The sequence below is a fragment of the Streptomyces sp. BK79 genome, assembly GCF_044142145.1.
In the GTDB taxonomy this organism is placed as follows: domain Bacteria; phylum Actinomycetota; class Actinomycetes; order Streptomycetales; family Streptomycetaceae; genus Streptomyces.
The window spans coordinates 212,856-230,536 of record NZ_JBHVOC010000014.1; the positions used below are offsets into that span (position 1 = coordinate 212,856).

A 17,681-nucleotide genomic window follows, 5' to 3' on the forward strand; every position below is an offset into this window, starting at 1 on the left:
CAGACAGACAGAAAGGCCACCCCCGATGCCCCGCCAGGACCCGGGCTCCACGATCTGGTTCACCCTCACCATCGACGGCGAGAGCCTCGGCTACTTCAACGGGTGCGAGGGGCTGTCGTCCCAGGTGGAGATCGAGCAGCGCCAGGAGGGCGGCAACAACGGGTTCGTGTGGCAACTGCCCACCCGCGTCTCCTACTCCAACATCCGCCTGACCCGCCCCCTCACCCCGGACACGGCCAAGGTCGCCAAGTGGATCTCCTCCGTCCAGACGGGGATCAAGCGGCCCACGGCGCAGATCTCGGCCCTGCGCGCGGACGGTTCGCTGGTCGCCCGCTGGGGGCTGATCGACGTCCTGCCCGTCAGCTGGCAGGGCCCCAGCCTCGACCCCGCGAGCCCGGCCGTGGCCACGGAGGTCCTGGAGATCGCCCACCACGGGTTCACGGACTGACGGCGCGGCGGACGAAGAGAGGAAGACCCATGGCCACCAGCAGCAGGGGCGCGGGCAAGAGCCTCGTGCGCGCCAACCTCGCCATCCACGAACCGCCGGTCGGCACGAGCACCACGCCCGGCGCGCTGATGCGGACGTTCGGCTTCGAGTTCAACCCGGCGCAGTTGTCCCTGACCCAGCGCGCGCAGTGGAAGGCGACCCCGGCCATGGCGGTGCGGGACGGCTCGAAGCCGGAGTTCATGGGCGCCGAGCCGCGCGAGATGACCCTGGAGGTCTTCCTCGACTCCTCCACCAAGCCGGGCGGCAACACGGTGCTGAAGAAGGTCGAGTCGCTGCTCGGCTGCTGCGAGGTGACCGCGAAGAGCATCGCCGCCGACCAGCCGTCGCCGCCGTGGGTGGTCTTCGAGTGGGGGTCGTTCTCGACGGCCCGGTTCACCGCGTACGTCGCCTCCGTGGAGGCGTCGTACACCCTCTTCGGCACGACCGGCGTCCCCATCCGGGCCACCTGCCAGGTGCGGCTGGTGGAGATCCCCGGCAAGACCAAGGGCCAGAACCCGACGTCCGGCGCGCTCACCGCGCAGCGCGTGCACCGGGTCGTGGCCGGCGACTCGCTCCCGTCGCTGGCCTGGCGGGAGTACGGCAGCTCGGGCGCCTGGCGGGCGATCGCCGAGGCCAACGGCATCGACGACCCGTCCCGGCTGGCGTCCGGCACCGAACTGGTGCTGCCCGCCGCCGAGGAGGTGTCCCGCTGATGGTGCGGCCCGCGTTCTCCAGCATCATGCAGGTGCGGATCGGCGGCGCGAAGCTGCCCGACGACATCGCGCCGATGCTCGTCGAGGGCTGGGTCGACCAGGGCGTCGGCGTGCCCGCCGCGTTCCGGCTCACCTTCCGCGACCCCTACCGGCTGGTCCTCGGCAAGCTCGGCGTGCAGTTCGGCACCAAGGTGGTGCTCACGCCGGTCGCCGACGGCCAGGGCGTCGGCAAGCCCCTGCTGACCGGCGAGGTCACCGCCCTGGAGGCCGACTACGACGGCACCGGCAGCTTCACCGTCATCCGCGGCTACGACTACGGGCACCGCATGATGCGCCAGCGCCGGGTGGCCGCGTACCGCAACCAGAAGGCGTCCGACATCGCCCGCAAACTCGCCGCCCTGGACGGCGTGCCCGTCGGCCGCATCCAGCCGACGAAGGGCGCGTACGGGTTCATCAGCCAGTCCAACGTCACCGACTGGGACTTCCTGTCCCGGCTCGCCGACGAGAACAACATGGTGATGTCCCTGGACGCCCAGGGGAAGTTCCGGTTCGTCGCGCCGAACCCGTCGGCCGGGGCGCCCTCCCCGAAGACGGACGGCGACAAGAGCACGTTCGTGCTCCAGGCCGGCCACGACATCCTGCGCCTGCGGGCCGCCGTCACCGCCGCCGACCAGGTCGGCAAGGTCGAGTCGCGCGGCTGGAACGTCACCACCAAGAAGAAGATCACCGAGGTGGCGCCCGCCACCACCGACCCCGGCATCACCATCGGCTCGACGCCCGGCGAGGCGGCGGGCCGGTTCAAGCCCGCCAAACTCGTCGAGACCGCCAACCCCTACGACCGGCAGGACGAGGTCCGGCACGCCGCGCAGGCCCTCGCCGCCGACGTCACCTCCTCCTTCGCCGAGCTGGAGGTCGCCGTCTACGGCAACCCCGGCCTGCGGCCCGGCGTCCCGGTGGCCCTCGGCGACGTCGGCAAGCCCTTCGAGGGCAAGTACACGGTCACCGCCGTGCGCCACGTCTTCGGCGACGGCAAGCACTACGAGTCCTGGATCACCGTCAGCGGACGGCAGTGGCGGTCCCTGTACGGGCTCGCCTCGGGCGGCGGCGGGGGCGTGGACGGCGCGAGCGCGGCCCGGCTGCCCAGTGTCGCCAACGCCGTCGTCACCGACGTACAGGACCCGCTCAAGCAGGGCAGGGTCAAGCTCCAGTTCCCGTGGCTCGACGACACCTACGTCAGCGACTGGGCGCGCAGTGTCCAGCTCGGCGGCAAGGGCGGCGGCGGGGTCTTCCCGATGGACGTCGGCGACGAGGTGCTGGTCGCCTTCGACCGGGGGGCGCTGGACCACCCGTTCGTCATCGGCGGGCTCTACAACGGTCGGGACCTGCCGACGAAGGTCCCCGACGTGCCGCTGCACGACGGGCTGAGGAAGCAGGCCACCCGGCACACCCTGTCCGACCGCCAGGGCAACCGCGTCGACCTGCTCAGCCAGCGCACCGGCGGGCGCAAGCAGGGCGTGCGGATCGCCAGCGGCAACGACAAGCTGATCATCAACCTCGACCGCACCCAGACCGAGATCACCGTCGACAGCAAGGGCTCGGTCAGCATCACCGGCAGCCGCTCGGTGTCGGTGGAGGCGGGCACCAGCCTCCGGCTGCGCGGCCGCCAGTCCGTGATGATCGACAGCGGCGGGCCGCTCACCCTCAAGGGCAAGGGCCTGGTCAGCCTCACGTCGCTGGCCGGGGCCGTCAACGTCAACGCGATGGGCGGCGCCCTGAACCTGTCGTCCAGCGGCATGACGTCGCTCAACGCCGTCGGCATGCTCTCGCTCAACGCCGTGGCCAACGTGAACATCAAGGGCATCAAGGTCGACCTGTTCGGTGCCGTGTTCGTCAACACCGTGAAGTACCCCCTCCCCGCATGACCGGAAGGCAGGTGGCCCACTGATGGCCGAACAGTTCGTCGGCTCCGGCTGGGCGTTCCCCATGCGCATCGGACCCACCGGCGGCATCGCCCTGGTCAGCGGCGAGCGCGAGGTCGAGGAGGCCATCCGGCTGGTCCTCGCCACCGCGCCCGGCGAGCGGCCGATGCGCCCCGAGTTCGGCTGCGCCATCCACGACCTGGTCTTCGCCCCGGTCAACGAGCAGACCGCCGGGCGCATCCAGCACGAGGTGTACGTCAGCCTGGACCGCTGGGAGCCGCGCATCGAGGTCCACGAGGTCGACGTCAGCACCGGCACCGACCAGAGCGTCCTGTTCATCGACGTCCGCTACTCGATCCGCGGCACCAACAACCCGCGCAGCCTCGTCTTCCCGTTCTACGTCATCCCCTCCCACGACGAGCCCGACCTCGCCGACGGCACCGACGGCACCGGCGGCTCCTCCGGTCCTGCCGGTCCCACCGGTCCCGCCGGTCCCATGGGTTCCGCCGGTCCCGGCGGCTTCCCGGGCTCTCCCGAAAGCGACCGCTGATGTCCCTGCCCTCCCCCAACCTCGACGACCGCCGCTTCCAGCAGTTCGTCGACGACGCCAAGCGCTACATCCAGCAGCGCGCCCCGGAGTGGACCGACCACAACGTCTCCGACCCCGGCGTCACCCTCGTCGAGACGGTCGCCCACATGGCCGACCAGATCGTCTACCGCCTCAACCGGGTCCCCGAGAAGAACCATCTCGCCTTCCTCGACCTGGTCGGCATCACCCTCTTCCCGCCCTCCGCGGCCCGCACGGACGTCACGTTCTGGCTCTCCGCGCCGCAGGAGGACGCGATCCTGATCCCGTCCGGCGCCGAGGTCGCCACCCTGCGCACCGAACGGGACGACGCCGTCGTCTTCGCCACCGAGCGGGACCTGACCGTCGTACCGTGCGCGCTCGGCCACTTCGTCGTGCAGCACCACGGCGAACCCGTCACCGACCGCACCACGGACCTCGCCGAGGGCAAGGACCTCCTCTGCTTCGCCGAGGCCCCGCAGCCCGGCGACTGCATGCTGATCGGCCTCACCGCCGCCACCCCCGACTGCGCCCTGGCCCTGGAACTCGACAGCCGCGTCGACGGCGTCGGCGTCGACCCCCGCCAGCCGCCGCTGGTCTGGGAGGCGTGGACGGAGGACGGCTGGCAGTCCTGCGAGGTCGACCGCGACGGCACCGGCGGCCTCAACCGTCCCGGCGACATCGTGCTCCACGTCCCCGGCGGCCACGTCCTGTCGCGCAACGGCGGTCACGAGGCGGGCTGGATACGCTGCCGGGTCACCGACCCGCTGCCCGGCCAGCCCTTCTACACCACCTCGCCCACCATCCGCTCCGCCGAGGCGTACACCATCGGCGGCACCACCCGCGCCGTGCACGCCGAGACCGTCCACGACGAGGCGCTCGGCGAGTCCACCGGCCTGCCCGGCCAGCGGCTGCGCCTGGCCCACGCCCCCGTCGTCGCCGACGACCCGCCGCTGCTCCTGCAGACCGCCGCCGACGACGGCTGGCAGGACTGGCACGTCGTCCCGCACTTCGCCGCGTCCCGCCCCGACGACCACCACATCACCCTCGACGCCGCCACCGGCGAGATCGCCTTCGGCCCCGCCGTCCGCGAACCCGACGGCACCCTGCGCCAGTACGGCACCGTCGCCCCCAAGGGCGCCGTCATCCGCGCCCGCCGCTACCGCACCGGCGGCGGCAGGTCCGGCAACGTGGCCCGCGGCGCCGTACAGGTGCTGCGCACCTCCATCCCGTACGTCTCCGAGGTCGTCAACCGCGAGGCCGCCCGCGGCGGCGTGGACGGCGAGACGGTGGCGGAGGCGAAGCTCCGCGCGCCGATCACGCTGCGCGCCCAGGAGCGCGCCGTCACCCTGCGCGACTACGAGGAACTCGCCCGCCGCGCCGCCCCCGAGACCGCCCGCATCACCTGCCTGGAGGGCGAGCCGGGCGAGCACGGCGCCTACGCCGTCCGCGTCCTCGTCGTCCCCCAGGCCGTCCCCGACCCCGGCGGCCGGCTCCGCTTCGAGCAACTCGTCCCCGGCGACGCCCTCCTGGCCCGCATCACCCGCCACCTCGACGAACGCCGCCTCATCGGCACCCGCCTCGCCGTCGGCCCGCCCTACTACCAGGGCGTCACCGTCGTCGCGACCGTCCACGCCTTCCGCGGCGTCGACACCGACCGCGTACGCCGCCAGGTCCACGACGCCCTCTACCGCCACCTCGACCCGCTCACCGGCGGCGCCGACGGCAAGGGCTGGCCCTTCGGCCGCCCCGTGCAGACCGGCGAGGTCTTCGCCGTCCTCCAGCGCGTCCCCGGCGTGGAACTCGTCGACGAGGTCGTCCTGCACCCCGCCGACCCCCTCACCGGCAAGCGCGGCGACCCCACCGACCGCATCGACCTCCGACCGCCGTCGCTGGTCTTCTCCTACGACCACCGCGTCCGCGTGATCGGAGACGGCACGTGACGACCACGCCCTACCGGGGCTCCGTCGACGGCCTCGGTTCCTCGCTCCCCATCAGCACGATGCTCCCGGCCGTCTTCGCCGACGACGACCTCGCCCAGCGCTTCGTCGGGGGGCTCGACGACGTCCTCGCGCCCATCCTCAACGTCCTGGACTGCCTGGACACCTACTTCGACCCGGCCCTCACCCCGGCCGACTTCGCCCAGTGGCTCGGCACCTGGGTCGGCGCCGAGACCGACGGCACCGAACCGGAGCCCCGGCTGCGCGCCGCCGTCGCCGCCGCCGCCCGCCTGCACCGCGTACGCGGCACCCGGCAGGGCCTGGCCGAGGCGATACGGCTCGCGTTCGGCGCCGAGCCGGAGATCACCGAGAGCGGGGGCGCGGAGTGGAACGCCCGTCCCCTCGGCCCGTTCCCCGGCGCCCACCGCCCCCACCTGCACGTCGCCCTCCGGCTGCCCGACCCGTCCCCGGCGGACACCCACCGCCTGGACACCCTCGTCGCCGCCGCCCGCCCCGCCCACATGCCCTACACCGTCGAAGTGACCGCCTCCGAAAGGACCCCGGAGAGATGACCACGCAGAACTGCGCCGAGTGCGGCACGCGCGCGGAACCGGGCCAGTCGTTCTGCGACGCGTGCGGCGCCGTACTCCGCTGGGAACAGGCCGGCGCCGCCCGCACCGCCCGGCCCGCCGCCTCCCCGCCCGGCCAGGGCCCCGGCTGGGACGCCTTCTCCCGCCCCGGCCCCGGCGGCACGGGCGTGTCCCCGGCCCGGCCCGGCCTCCCGGCCCCGACCCCCACCGGACCCGCACCGGACACCGGGAACGGGAGCGGAACCGGGAGCGGGAGCGGAACCAGGAGCGGGAGCGGACAGACGCACCCACCCGCCGCCCCCGGCCGACGGGAAGCCGACGGCCCCACCCCGGCCCCGGCCACGCACTCCCATCACCCGGCCCCGGCCCCGGCAACGCCCCCGGACCCCGCCCCGACCCCCGGCAGGGGGTCCCACGCCACCACGGAGCACCACGGCACGACGGAGCCCCACGCCACCGCGGAGCCGCACCGCGTCACGGAGCCCTCTCCCGCCGCGTACTCCTCCCCCCGCGCGGGGGAGACCCCCGGCACCGGCGCGTCCGCGGGCGCCGCCGCACCGGACGGCGCCGCGACACCGACTGCCGACAGCGGAAGCGCCGTGAGCGCCGCGCGGGCGGCGCGGGCGGCGAGGGCCGCCAGGACGGCCCGGATGGCGGCGGGAGCCGCAGGAGCCGGAACCCCCGGCTCCGACGCCACGGCCCCCGCCCCCGGAACCGGCCGGACCGACCCCCCGACCCCCACCCCCGCCCCCACCCGGGCGGACCCCCCGCCCACCACAGCCACCACACCCGCCCCGCCCCCGGCCACCCCCTCTCCCGAGGACACCGCCCCCACCGCCCCCATAGCCCCCACCCCGCATCCGACCGCCCCGCACCCGCACCCGCACTCCGCGACCGGCCCCGACGCCCCCCACCCCCCGAACGCCCTCAGCGACACCATGAACCACCGGGCCCGCTCCCTCCTCGTCCCCGTCGCCGACCCGGAGCCCCCGAGCCCCGCCCCGCCGCCCACGGTCGCCCCCGTACTGCCCGGCCGCCCCGACGCCGACCGGCCCCAGGTACGCGCCCCCGGGCACCAGCCGGACATCGCGAACGGCCCGCCCTGCCCGTGGTGCTCCACCCCCAACCGACCCGACCGCCACTACTGCGCCCGCTGCGCGATGCCCCTGACCGGCACCGGCGAAGGCGCACCGGGACCGGCACCCTGGTGGCGCCGCTTCTTCGGCGGCCGGCGTGACGAGGACCCGTGGGCCGGCGACCGCCCCCGTCTGCGCCGCGTCTTCGACCGCATCGGCACGTGGATCACCCTCGCGGTCGTCGTCACCCTGGTGGTCCTCGGCTTCGTCTACATCCCCGACGGCGTCCAGGCCACCCGCGACCACTTCGCCAAGCGCGCCCCGGTCGCCCCGGACGGCATCACGGCCTCGCGCTCCTACACCGGGCACAAGCCGCAGCTCGCCTTCGACAAGCGCAGCAACACCTGGTGGGGACCGGGCATCTCGCAGTCCGGCCAGGGCGAGTGGATCGAGGTCCGCTTCACCGAGCCGACCCGTCTGCTGGACCTGATCATCACCCCCGGCGTCTCCACCCAGCCCGACAGGATCAACGAGTCGGCCCTGCCGCACCGCGTCAAGGCGACGATCACCAACAGGGACGGCAGCACCACCATCCGCGACCTCACCCTGGACCAGGGCTCCGGAGGCCAGCGGCGCCCCTTCCGCGTCGGCGAGGTCACCAAGGTCCGCTTCACCATCGAGTCGGCACACGCGGCCTCCGCCGACAAGCAGGTCGCCATCGCGGAGATCGAGTTCTTCGGCCCCTCCAGCGCCAACCGCACCTGACCACCCACCCTCCCGTACCTCCACGACGTACGCGGCCCGCCGCCCGGCACCCGGGCGGCGGGCCGCCTCCGCCGAATGGCCGCCGTACCGTGCGCCCGCGCCCGGCCCGCCAGAGCCTGGGCCCATGCCCTCAGCCCGAGTGATATCCACCGCTGCCCTGCTGTCCACCGCCGCCCTGCTCTCCTGCTCCCTGGCGGCCTGCGCGCCGGCCGCGCGGGACGGTGCCCGGGGCGGCGACGGCGCCACCGCGACCGCCGCACAGCAGGCGAGCCGCTTCCGCGAGCAGACCCTGAACTGGCGGGACTGCCCCGCCCCTTCCCCCCTCCAGGGCGGCGGCGAGGCCCCCGCCCCGCTTTCCGACGGCACCCGCTGGCAGTGCGCCACCCTCCAGGCACCCCTGGACTGGAGCAAGCCCTCCGGTGAGTCGGTCGGCATCGCACTGATCCGGGCCCGCGCCGCCGGCGACCCGGCCGACCGCGTCGGCTCCCTGGTCTTCAACTTCGGCGGCCCGGGCGGCTCCGGAGTCACCACCCTGCCCGCCCTGGCCGCCGACTACGAGGAACTCCGCTCCCGCTACGACCTGGTGAGCTTCGACCCGCGCGGGGTCGGCGACAGCCGGGGCGTGCGCTGCCTCGCCCCGGACGCCGTCGAGGACGCCGAGGCCGAGGTGGACGAGACCCCCGACGACGGCGGCACCGAGACCGACGCCCTGGTCGAGCTCCTCCGGCTGACGGCCGCGGCCTGCGCGAAGAACTCCGGCGACGTCCTCCCCCACGTCGGCACCACCGAGGCCGCCCGCGACCTGGACCTGCTGCGCCATGTCCTCGGCGACGAGAAACTCCACTACTTCGGGATCTCCTACGGCACCCAGCTCGGCGGCGTGTACGCCCACCTGTTCCCCGAACACGTCGGCCGCGCCGTCCTGGACGGCGTCGTCGACCCCACCCGCGACATGATGGAGGAGGCCCTCGGACAGGCCGGGGGCTTCCAGCTCGCCTTCGAGCACTTCGCCTCCTGGTGCGTCGAGCAGCGCTGCACGCTCGGCGACGACACCGCGGAGATCGTGGCCGCCGCCGTGGACTTCGCGGCCGGCCTGGACGAGACCCCGCTGCCCACCTCGAACGGCGACGGACTCGACGGTGACGAACTCATCGACGCCATCAGCGGCTCGCTCTACAGCCAGAGCTTCTGGCCCGCGCTGCTGGTGGGCCTGGAGGCGCTGACCAACGGCGACGGCGACGTCCTGCTGGACCTGGCGGAGTCCTCCGGCCGGCACGGCACCGGCGGCGACACCGACGACAGCGGCGACGCCGGCACCGACGACGCCACGGACGAGAGCAACGAGAACGACGCCTTCCGGGCCATCACCTGCGACGACTCCAGCGACCGCTACACCGTCGCCGACGTGGAGCGCCGCCTGCCCGACTTCGTCGAGGCGTCCCCCCTGTTCGGGCCGGGCCTGGCCTGGGGCACGCTGGCCTGCGCCGGCTGGCCGGTGCCCGGCGAGGCCGAGCACCCCGAGGTGAGCGCACCGGGCGCGCCGCCGGTCCTGCTGATCGGCAACACCGGCGACCCGGCCACCCCCTACGAGGGAGCCGCCCGCATGGCGGAGCGGCTCGGCGAGGGCGTGGGCCACGAACTCACCTACCGGGGCGAGGGCCACGGCGCCTTCGACAGCGGCAGCACCTGCGTGCGCGGCGCCGTCCACACGTACCTGCTCGACGGGAAACTCCCGAAGCCCGGCACGACCTGCGAACCGGACCCCCTGCCGGAGGGGAAGTGAAGAGCCCCCTGTCGGATTCGAACCGACGACCTACGCATTACAAGTGCGTTGCTCTGGCCATCTGAGCTAAGGAGGCACCGCGCACACCGAAGCGTGCGCACGGGCGGCACCACTGTACACAGAGCCGGTGAACGATGCGGTTCGAAAATTTCGGCGAAGTTCACAGCCCCGCAGGTACTGACAGACCAGGTGAACGACAGGTACCGTCCTGTCGCAGTTCACTCGTGTGGACTACACCACACCACCTTCCTACAACGGATCGTCCGGCACGTTCCTGCCGGTAGAAGGGGGCCCTCACCATGGCCACTGTTACGTTCGACAAGGCGACCCGCGTCTACCCGGGTTCCACCAAGCCCGCCGTCGACGGTCTCGACATCGCGATCGAGGACGGCGAGTTCCTCGTCCTCGTCGGACCCTCCGGCTGTGGCAAGTCCACCTCGCTCCGCATGCTCGCGGGGCTCGAGGACGTGAACGGCGGCGCCATCCGCATCGGCGACCGCGACGTCACGCACCTGCCGCCGAAGGACCGGGACATCGCCATGGTGTTCCAGAACTACGCGCTCTACCCGCACATGACGGTCGCCGACAACATGGGCTTCGCGCTCAAGATCGCCGGCGTCAACAAGGCGGAGATCCGGCAGAAGGTCGAGGAGGCCGCGAAGATCCTCGACCTCACCGAGTACCTGGACCGCAAGCCGAAGGCGCTCTCCGGCGGTCAGCGCCAGCGTGTCGCGATGGGCCGCGCCATCGTCCGTGAGCCGCAGGTCTTCCTCATGGACGAGCCGCTCTCGAACCTCGACGCCAAGCTCCGCGTCTCCACCCGTACGCAGATCGCCTCGCTCCAACGCCGCCTCGGCATCACCACCGTCTACGTCACCCACGACCAGGTCGAGGCCATGACGATGGGCGACCGCGTGGCGGTCCTGAAGGACGGTCTGCTCCAGCAGGTCGACAGCCCCCGCAACATGTACGACAAGCCCGCCAACCTCTTCGTCGCCGGCTTCATCGGCTCCCCCGCCATGAACCTGGTCGAGGTCCCGATCACCGACGGCGGCGTGAAGTTCGGCAACAGCGTCGTCCCGGTCAACCGGGAGGCCATCAAGGCCGCCTCCGACAAGGGCGACCGCACGGTCACCGTCGGCGTCCGTCCCGAGCACTTCGACGTGGAGGAGCTGGGCGGCGGCGCCGCCAAGACCCTCTCGAAGGACACCGAGGACGCCCCGGCGGGCCTCGCGGTCTCGGTCAACGTCGTCGAGGAGACCGGCGCCGACGGCTACATCTACGGCACCGTCGAGGTCGGCGGCGAGTCCAAGGACCTGGTGGTCCGGGTCAGCAGCCGCGCCGTGCCGGAGAAGGGCGCGACCGTCCACGTCGTGCCGCGTCCGAACGAGATCCACGTCTTCTCGTCCTCCACGGGCGAGCGCCTCACCGACTGACCGACCGACCGGCCGACCGCGCGTGGGAAACCACACGGTCGGAAACCACGCTGCCGGGTGAATTCACCCGCGTTGACGAGAAGAGCCCCGCGGCCTGCTGCGGGGCTCTTTTCGTTGTCGACAAATACCCCGGCACAACGGACGTTTCGAGCGGTGTGCGTCAACCCCTTACCCATTTCTGAGCCCCTCCCCATCCCCCGAACAGGTGACTAAATGTCGCCAAATCATTACCGGGCGCTACCCTCACTCGCGTGAAGCACTCCGTGAAGCACTCCACCACCCGACAGACGCGACGCGGCCGGGGCCCCGCCCGCCGGATCGGCCGCTCTCTCGCCCTCGTCCTGCCCGTCGTCCTGGTGCTCTCCGGGACCCTCGCCGTCACCCGGGTCAACTGGTCGGGGGATCCGGCGGACTCGGTGCTCGCCGCGTCGGAAGCCTCCTCCTCCAAGGCCTCCACCCGGGCCGCCGCCCGCGCACCGCACGAGGTGCTGCGCGACCGGCTGCTGACCGAGTTGCAGGAGGAGGACCCGGGCGTCGCCCTGACCCACCTCCAGGAGGCGGTGAACGAGCGCCCGTCGCTGGCCGGCCACTGCGCCTCCATCGCCCGCGCCCTCGGCCGCGCCGCGGTCAAGGTGTACGGCCCGACGCGCGCCCAGTCGTACGCCCGCCCCGTCTGCGACACCGCCTTCGCCTCGGGCATCCTGGCCGCGCACGGCTGAGCACCCTCCGGGAGCCGGTGGGGCGCCGCGTACAGTTCGGGCATGACCGATCCGAACGCCGCGTCCCGCCGCCCCGTTCAAGCCGTCGTCCTGGCCGGCGGACAGGGTTCCCGGCTGCGTCCCTACACCGACGACCGGCCCAAGCCGATGGTCGAGATCCCGGGCACGGGCACTCCGATCATCGGTCACCAGCTCGCCTGGCTCGCCGAGGAGGGCGTCACCGACGTCGTGGTCTCCTGCGGCCACCTGGCCGAGGTGCTCCAGACGTGGCTGGAGACCGCCGACCTGCCGCTCTCCGTCACCACCGTCGTCGAGACCGAGCCGCTCGGCCGGGGCGGCGGCCTCAAGTACGCCGCCGCGCACCTGCCGCACCCGGACCGGCCCTGGTACGCCACCAACGGCGACATCTGGACCCGCTTCTCGCTGCGCGACATGGCCGACTTCCACGCCGAGCGGGACGCCGTCGCGACCCTCGCCCTGGCCCGCCCGCGGCTGCCGTGGGGCGCCGTGCAGACGGACGGCTTCGGCCAGATCACCGACTTCATCGAGGCACCGCCGTCGACCTTCGAGATCAACGCCGGTGTGTACGTCTTCTCGTCCGCCTTCGCCCCGATGCTCCCGGAGCGCGGTGACCACGAGCGGACGACGTTCCCGAGGCTGGCCCGGGAGCGCCGGCTGGCCGGCTTCCCGATCCCGCAGGGCTCCTACTGGCGCGCCATCGACACCGCGAAGGACCTGACCGAGGCCGCCCGGGAACTGGCGGCCCTGAGCGGCCGCTGACCGCCCTGACGGACCGTATGCCGAAGGGGCCCGCACCCATGAGGTGCGGGCCCCCTTCTGCGTACGCGTACCGGCGTACGGCGCGGTCGCTAGCCCAGCAGGCCGCCCACCAGGCGGCCGCCCGGCTCTCCGGTGGAGGACGAGCCGGCTCCGCCGTCGTCGGGCCCGGCGCCGCCGGTGGAGCCGCCGCTGCCGGACGGGGCCTCGGCGGCTCCGCCGGAGGTCGGTCCCGCCGTGGTGCTGGGCGCCCGGTCGGCCGGGGCGGACTGCTGCGGCGGGACCTGGCCCGTGGTGCCCTGGGTCTCGCTGGGCGTCCCGCCCCCCGTGACGGTGCCACTGTCGCGGGTCGCTCCCGGCGTGGTCGCGGTCCCCTCGGAGGGGCCTGCCGTGCCGCTGGTGGCGCCCTGGGTGGGTGAGGCGGAGGCCGAGGGGCTCTTCGGCTTCCGGGAGCCGGGCTCCTGCGGGAGCGGAGTGCCGGGCAGCTCGTTGCGCGGGCCCTCGCCGGGCCCGGGGACGACCACGCGGTCGGCGTCGCGGACGGCACCGCCGAGCAGCGAGCCGACCAGGAGGGTGACGCCGGTGACGAGGAAGGTGACGAGGGCGCCGCGCCGCAGGACGTAGCGGCGCAGGTCCCAGATGTCGGCGCGGGGGCCGAGCCGCCGCCAGGCGCCGCCGGCGAGTCTGCCGTCCACGGAGTAGACGGGCGCACCAGCGATGATCAGCGGGGACCAGGCGGCGAGGTAGATGATGTCGGGCGCGTCGTAGACGGGGACGCTCTTCCAGCTGACGGTGACGAGGAGCGCGGCGGACAGCCCCGCCCCGATGACGGCGGCGACGCGCTGCCAGCAGCCCAGGACGGTCAGGACGCCCACGATCACCTGGAGGAACGCGATCACGAGCCCGGAGCCGACGGGGTGGGCGAGGGCGAACTGGCGCAGCGGCTCGGCGACGTCCCACGGGTGCAGGGTGTTGAGCCACTTCACCATGGAGCCCCGTTCGCCGCCGTCGAAGTAGACGGGGTCGCAGAGCTTGCCCATGCCGGCGTAGACGGAGATGAAACCGAGGAAGACGCGCAGCGGCAGCAGCACGACGCCGAGGTTCATGCGGCGGCCGGGGAAGTAGGCGTGCCGCGCGTCGTCGTCGGCGTGCCGCCGGGTGCGCGGCGCGGGCTCATCCGTGCCCTCGTCGTAACCGTCGCCGTAGCCCTCGTCGTAGCCGTCGTCGTACTGGCCGGGTCCGGTGGTGAAGCCCTCGCCGGGGTAGGCGGGTTCGTCGTAGGCGCTGCCGACGGTGCGCATGGCGGGCAGCAGCCGGGTGCCCTCGGGGACGGGGCCGCGCTGGGCGCCGACGAGGGGGGTCTCGAGGGTCTCGGTGGCGGGGCCGTCGTCGTAGTCGTCGTAACGCTGGGCGCCGCCGCCGAGGCCCACGCGGGGGATGACCTGGGTGGCGCCGGCGTCGGCACCGGTGTCGGCGGCCGGGTCCTCGGCGTGGTGACCGGCTCCGGCCCGCACCGCCTGGAGCAGCCGGTGGGCGCCGGTGTCGTCCGGGTCGGACCGCCCGCTCCAGACGACGGCGCGGCGGCGGCCGGCGGCCGGGGCGGCGGTGCCCACGACGGGCATGCGGGCGGTGTCCTGGGTGGCGCTCAGGTGCCGTGCGATCCGCGGGGATCGGGTCCGCCCTGCGGAGGCACCGAGCTGCACGCGGAAGCTCGCGTGGTTGACGATGACCTGGGCCGGATCGCTCGGCACCTTCACCATGCTCAGCGCGGGAGCGTCGTCGTACCCCGACGAGCGGTCCCCCGTGGGTGTGCGGGGTGTTCTGGTGTCCACACTCATCTAACCGAGTGATGTGTCGTTAGGACACTGCCTTGACCGCGCCGAACTGTCCGGACCGCGTCAAACACGCCCGGACAGCCCGGAACACCCCCTGCGGGTGACGAAGTCGAACCCCCGTGCCCCGCTCAGCTCCGCCGCCGCGCCGCCTCGTACAGCACGATCCCGGCCGCCACACCGGCGTTCAGCGACTCGGCCCCGCCCGGCATCGGGATGCGCACCCGGAAGTCGCACGTCTCGCCGACCAGCCGGGACAGGCCCTTGCCCTCGCTGCCGACCACGACGACCACGGGCCCGTCCAGGGCCTGGAGGTCACCGAGTTCGACCTCGCCGTCGGCGGCGAGGCCCACGACCGTGATCCCGGCCTTCTGGTACGACTCCAGCGCGCGCGTGAGGTTGGTGGCGCGCGCCACCGGCGTACGGGCGGCCGTACCGGCGGACGTCTTCCAGGCGCCCGCCGTCATGCCCGCCGCGCGCCGCTCGGGCACGACCACGCCGTGGCCGCCGAACGCGGAGACGGAGCGCACGACGGCACCGAGGTTGCGCGGGTCGGTCACACCGTCGAGGGCGACGATCAGCGGGTCCGCGCCCTCGTCGTGGGCGGCGGCGACCAGGTCCTCGGGGTGCGCGTACTCGTACGGCGGCACCTGGAGCACGAGCCCCTGGTGGTTGAGCCCGTTGGTCATCCGGTCCAGCTCGGGGCGCGGCGCCTCCATCAGGTTGATGCCGCCGCGCTCGGCCGCGAGCTGGAGCGCCTCGCGCACCCGCTCGTCGTTGTCGATGAACTGCTGGACGTAGAGCGTCGAGGCGGGCACGCCCTCGCGCAGGGCCTCGTAGACCGGGTTGCGGCCGACGACCAGCTCGGACGTGGACCGTCCGCCGCCGCGCCGCTGCTGGGTGCGTCCCGTGGCGCGGCGCGCCTTCGCGTTGGCGACACGCTGCTTGACGTGTCCCTTGCGCATCTCGGCGGGAGGCGTCGGCCCCTTGCCTTCCAGGCCCCGGCGTCGCTTGCCGCCGCTGCCGACCTGCGCGCCCTTCTTGCCGGACATGCGGCGGTTGTTCGCGGCCATGAGTTACCTGTCTCCGCTCTCTACGGGAGTGCTGCGTGGTGCTGATGTCTTGTTGCGTCTTATGCAGTGTGCCGCCCGGAGGGCCGGGCGGCACAATCGATCTACGGGACCGCCCTGCGGCGCCCGGCCGGGTCAGCGGGAGCCGAGGCTCCAGCGGGGCCCCTGCGGGCCGTCCTCGATGACCAGTCCGGACTGTCCGAGCTGGTCGCGGATGGCGTCCGCGGTGGCCCAGTCCTTACGGGTCCGCGCCGCCTCGCGCTGGTCGAGGACGAGACGTACGAGGCTGTCGACGACGTGCCGCAGGTCCTCGTCCTGCCCCTGCTCCCCCGCCCACCGCGCGTCCAGCGGGTCGAGCCCGAGCACGCCGAGCATGGCCCGCACCTCGGCGAGCCGCCCGACGGCGGCCTCCTTGTCGTCGGCGGCCAGCGCGCTGTTGCCCTGCCGGACGGTGGTGTGCACGACCGCGAGGGCCTGCGGGACGCCCAGGTCGTCGTCCATCGCCTCGGCGAAGGCGGGCGGCACCTCGGCGGCGGGCTCGACGGTCCGGCCGGCCAGCTCGGTGACGCGCTGCACGAAGCCCTCGATCCGCGCGTACGCCGACTCGGCCTCGCGCAGGGACTCCTCGCTGTACTCGATGGTCGAGCGGTAGTGCGGCGTGCCCAGGTAGTACCGCAGCACGACCGGCCGCCACTTCTTCACCATCTCGCTCACGAGCACGCTGTTGCCGAGCGACTTCGACATCTTCTCGCCGCTCATGGTGACCCAGGCGTTGTGCACCCAGTACCGCGCGAAGGCGTCGCCGAAGCCCTTGGCCTGGGCGATCTCGTTCTCGTGGTGCGGGAAGATCAGATCGATCCCGCCCCCATGGATGTCGAACTCGCTTCCCAGGTACTTGTGCGCCATGGCCGAGCACTCCAGGTGCCACCCCGGCCGTCCCCGCCCCCACGGCGTCTCCCAGCTCGGCTCCCCGGGCTTGGCCGCCTTCCACATGGCGAAGTCCCGCGGGTCCCGCTTGCCGGTCTCGCCCTCCCCGGCGGGCTGGCGCAGCTCGTCGAGGTCCTGGTTGGACAGCGACAGGTATCCGGGCATGGACCGTACGTCGAAGTAGACGTTGCCGTCGGCCTCGTAGGCGTGCCCGCGCTCGATCAGGCCGCGCATCATCTCGACCATCTCGGTGATGTGCCCGGTGGCGCGCGGCTCGTACGTCGGCGGCAGGCAGCCGAGGGCGTCGTAGGCGTCGTTGAACGCCCGCTCGTTCTCGTACCCGATGGACCACCAGGGGCGGTTCTGCTCCGCCGACTTCCTGATGATCTTGTCGTCGATGTCGGTGACGTTGCGGACGAACGTGACGTCGTAGCCGCGGTAGGCGAACCAGCGGCGCATGATGTCGAAGTTCAGCCCCGACCGGATGTGCCCGATGTGCGGGGCGGCCTGCACGGTGGCACCGCACAGGTAGATCGAGACACAGCCCGGCGTGAGGGGGGCGAAGTCACGGATCTGCCGGGCGCTGGTGTCGTACAGGCGAATAGTCACGCCTCCAGGGTAGTAGGCGACGGACAGTGCCACGGGCGCACGTGCCCCCTTGTTACCGCGTCTTACCCGACCAAGCCCGCGAGACCGGCCGGGTCTTTCGCCCGACCGAACCCGCGAGACCGGCCCGGCCTCTCACCCGACCGAGCCCGCAAGACCGGCCCGACCTCTCACCCGACCGAGCCCGCAGGACCGGCCCGGCCTCTTGCCCGACCGAGTCGACGAGATGAGCCCGGCCTCTCACCCGACGAGTCGACGCGACCGGCCCGGTCTTTCGCCCGACCGAGCCCGCGAGGCAAGCCCGGCCTCTTGCCCGACCGAGTCGGGTGGTGGGTGGGCATAGGCCGGGGTCCAGGGGCGGAGCCCCTGGCGGGGTGCGGGGCGGAGCCCCGCGCGGCACCCCCGCGCCGGCGCCCCCCCCCCCCCCCCCCCCGCCCCCCCCCCCCCGCCCCCCCCCCCGGGCGCGCCCCCCTGCC

General features: G+C 73.4%; 14 protein-coding genes and 1 tRNA gene. 11 read left to right on the forward strand and 4 right to left on the reverse strand.

Features of this window, described 5'->3' with window-relative positions; translation table 11 throughout:
- Positions 1 to 25: 25 nt before the first annotated feature.
- The 8 genes from ACFIF2_RS19505 to ACFIF2_RS19540 all read left to right on the forward strand — a co-directional run bounded on the left by ACFIF2_RS19505 (position 26) and on the right by ACFIF2_RS19540 (position 9,838).
- Complete coding sequence (locus ACFIF2_RS19505; protein ID WP_395574281.1) at positions 26 to 448, forward strand: phage tail protein; 423 nt, start codon at positions 26 to 28, stop codon at positions 446 to 448.
- A 29-nt stretch (positions 449 to 477) separates the two neighbouring features.
- On the forward strand, positions 478 to 1,200 hold the full coding sequence (locus tag ACFIF2_RS19510; protein ID WP_395574283.1) for a LysM peptidoglycan-binding domain-containing protein: 723 nt from the start codon (positions 478 to 480) through the stop codon (positions 1,198 to 1,200).
- On the forward strand, positions 1,200 to 3,122 hold the full coding sequence (locus ACFIF2_RS19515) for a VgrG-related protein (protein WP_395574285.1): 1,923 nt from the start codon (positions 1,200 to 1,202) through the stop codon (positions 3,120 to 3,122). Before ACFIF2_RS19510 ends, ACFIF2_RS19515 begins: the two co-directional genes overlap by 1 nt.
- Before the next feature lie 22 nt (positions 3,123 to 3,144).
- Positions 3,145 to 3,669, forward strand: a complete 525-nt coding sequence (locus tag ACFIF2_RS19520; RefSeq protein WP_395574287.1) for a GPW/gp25 family protein — start codon at positions 3,145 to 3,147, stop codon at positions 3,667 to 3,669.
- Complete coding sequence (locus ACFIF2_RS19525) at positions 3,669 to 5,627, forward strand: putative baseplate assembly protein (protein ID WP_395574289.1); 1,959 nt, start codon at positions 3,669 to 3,671, stop codon at positions 5,625 to 5,627. The genes ACFIF2_RS19520 and ACFIF2_RS19525 overlap by 1 nt, the downstream gene beginning before the upstream one ends.
- A 59-nt stretch (positions 5,628 to 5,686) precedes the next feature.
- Complete coding sequence (locus ACFIF2_RS19530; RefSeq protein ID WP_395574321.1) at positions 5,687 to 6,196, forward strand: phage tail protein; 510 nt, start codon at positions 5,687 to 5,689, stop codon at positions 6,194 to 6,196.
- A complete protein-coding gene (locus tag ACFIF2_RS19535; protein WP_395574291.1) occupies positions 6,193 to 8,055 on the forward strand; it encodes an NADase-type glycan-binding domain-containing protein in 1,863 nt (620 codons plus the stop codon). The genes ACFIF2_RS19530 and ACFIF2_RS19535 overlap by 4 nt, the downstream gene beginning before the upstream one ends.
- Before the next feature lie 124 nt (positions 8,056 to 8,179).
- Complete coding sequence (locus ACFIF2_RS19540; RefSeq protein WP_395574293.1) at positions 8,180 to 9,838, forward strand: alpha/beta hydrolase; 1,659 nt, start codon at positions 8,180 to 8,182, stop codon at positions 9,836 to 9,838.
- 2 nt (positions 9,839 to 9,840) lie between these two features.
- On the opposite strand, the gene ACFIF2_RS19545 is transcribed toward ACFIF2_RS19540, so the two are convergent.
- Positions 9,841 to 9,914 (reverse strand) — tRNA-Thr (locus ACFIF2_RS19545).
- 223 nt (positions 9,915 to 10,137) lie between these two features.
- Here ACFIF2_RS19545 and msiK point away from each other — a divergent pair.
- The 3 genes from msiK to ACFIF2_RS19560 all read left to right on the forward strand — a co-directional run bounded on the left by msiK (position 10,138) and on the right by ACFIF2_RS19560 (position 12,773).
- Complete coding sequence (gene msiK / locus ACFIF2_RS19550; protein WP_395574295.1) at positions 10,138 to 11,274, forward strand: diacetylchitobiose ABC transporter ATP-binding protein MsiK; 1,137 nt, start codon at positions 10,138 to 10,140, stop codon at positions 11,272 to 11,274.
- 263 nt (positions 11,275 to 11,537) lie between these two features.
- Positions 11,538 to 11,993 carry a hypothetical protein gene (locus ACFIF2_RS19555; protein WP_395574323.1) on the forward strand — a complete coding sequence of 152 codons (456 nt, stop codon included), beginning with the start codon at positions 11,538 to 11,540 and terminating at the stop codon, positions 11,991 to 11,993.
- A 42-nt stretch (positions 11,994 to 12,035) separates the two neighbouring features.
- The gene (locus tag ACFIF2_RS19560) at positions 12,036 to 12,773 is read left to right on the forward strand and encodes an NDP-sugar synthase (RefSeq protein WP_395574297.1); all 738 of its coding nucleotides are present in this window, start codon (positions 12,036 to 12,038) and stop codon (positions 12,771 to 12,773) included.
- An 89-nt stretch (positions 12,774 to 12,862) separates the two neighbouring features.
- On the opposite strand, the gene ACFIF2_RS19565 is transcribed toward ACFIF2_RS19560, so the two are convergent.
- The 3 genes from ACFIF2_RS19565 to cysS form a co-directional block, all read right to left on the reverse strand.
- A complete protein-coding gene (locus tag ACFIF2_RS19565) occupies positions 12,863 to 14,608 on the reverse strand; it encodes a DoxX family membrane protein (protein ID WP_395574299.1) in 1,746 nt (581 codons plus the stop codon).
- Positions 14,609 to 14,733: 125 nt separating this feature from the next.
- The gene (gene rlmB, locus ACFIF2_RS19570) at positions 14,734 to 15,675 is read right to left on the reverse strand and encodes a 23S rRNA (guanosine(2251)-2'-O)-methyltransferase RlmB (RefSeq protein ID WP_395574301.1); all 942 of its coding nucleotides are present in this window, start codon (positions 15,673 to 15,675) and stop codon (positions 14,734 to 14,736) included.
- A 132-nt stretch (positions 15,676 to 15,807) separates the two neighbouring features.
- The gene (cysS, locus tag ACFIF2_RS19575) at positions 15,808 to 17,208 is read right to left on the reverse strand and encodes a cysteine--tRNA ligase (protein WP_395574303.1); all 1,401 of its coding nucleotides are present in this window, start codon (positions 17,206 to 17,208) and stop codon (positions 15,808 to 15,810) included.
- Positions 17,209 to 17,681: the final 473 nt, after the last annotated feature.

What these genes read in the sequence shown, in the direction of transcription:
- ACFIF2_RS19505 (WP_395574281.1), top strand. Translation starts at nt 26, where the DNA reads ATGCCCCGCCAGGACCCGGGCTCCACGATCTGGTTCACCCTCACCATC.
- ACFIF2_RS19510 (WP_395574283.1), top strand. Translation starts at nt 478, where the DNA reads ATGGCCACCAGCAGCAGGGGCGCGGGCAAGAGCCTCGTGCGCGCCAAC.
- ACFIF2_RS19515 (WP_395574285.1), top strand. Translation starts at nt 1,200, where the DNA reads ATGGTGCGGCCCGCGTTCTCCAGCATCATGCAGGTGCGGATCGGCGGC.
- ACFIF2_RS19520 (WP_395574287.1), top strand. Translation starts at nt 3,145, where the DNA reads ATGGCCGAACAGTTCGTCGGCTCCGGCTGGGCGTTCCCCATGCGCATC.
- ACFIF2_RS19525 (WP_395574289.1), top strand. Translation starts at nt 3,669, where the DNA reads ATGTCCCTGCCCTCCCCCAACCTCGACGACCGCCGCTTCCAGCAGTTC.
- ACFIF2_RS19530 (WP_395574321.1), top strand. Translation starts at nt 5,687, where the DNA reads ATGCTCCCGGCCGTCTTCGCCGACGACGACCTCGCCCAGCGCTTCGTC.
- ACFIF2_RS19535 (WP_395574291.1), top strand. Translation starts at nt 6,193, where the DNA reads ATGACCACGCAGAACTGCGCCGAGTGCGGCACGCGCGCGGAACCGGGC.
- ACFIF2_RS19540 (WP_395574293.1), top strand. Translation starts at nt 8,180, where the DNA reads ATGCCCTCAGCCCGAGTGATATCCACCGCTGCCCTGCTGTCCACCGCC.
- msiK (WP_395574295.1), top strand. Translation starts at nt 10,138, where the DNA reads ATGGCCACTGTTACGTTCGACAAGGCGACCCGCGTCTACCCGGGTTCC.
- ACFIF2_RS19560 (WP_395574297.1), top strand. Translation starts at nt 12,036, where the DNA reads ATGACCGATCCGAACGCCGCGTCCCGCCGCCCCGTTCAAGCCGTCGTC.
- ACFIF2_RS19565 (WP_395574299.1), bottom strand. Translation starts at nt 14,608, where the DNA reads ATGAGTGTGGACACCAGAACACCCCGCACACCCACGGGGGACCGCTCG.
- rlmB (WP_395574301.1), bottom strand. Translation starts at nt 15,675, where the DNA reads ATGGCCGCGAACAACCGCCGCATGTCCGGCAAGAAGGGCGCGCAGGTC.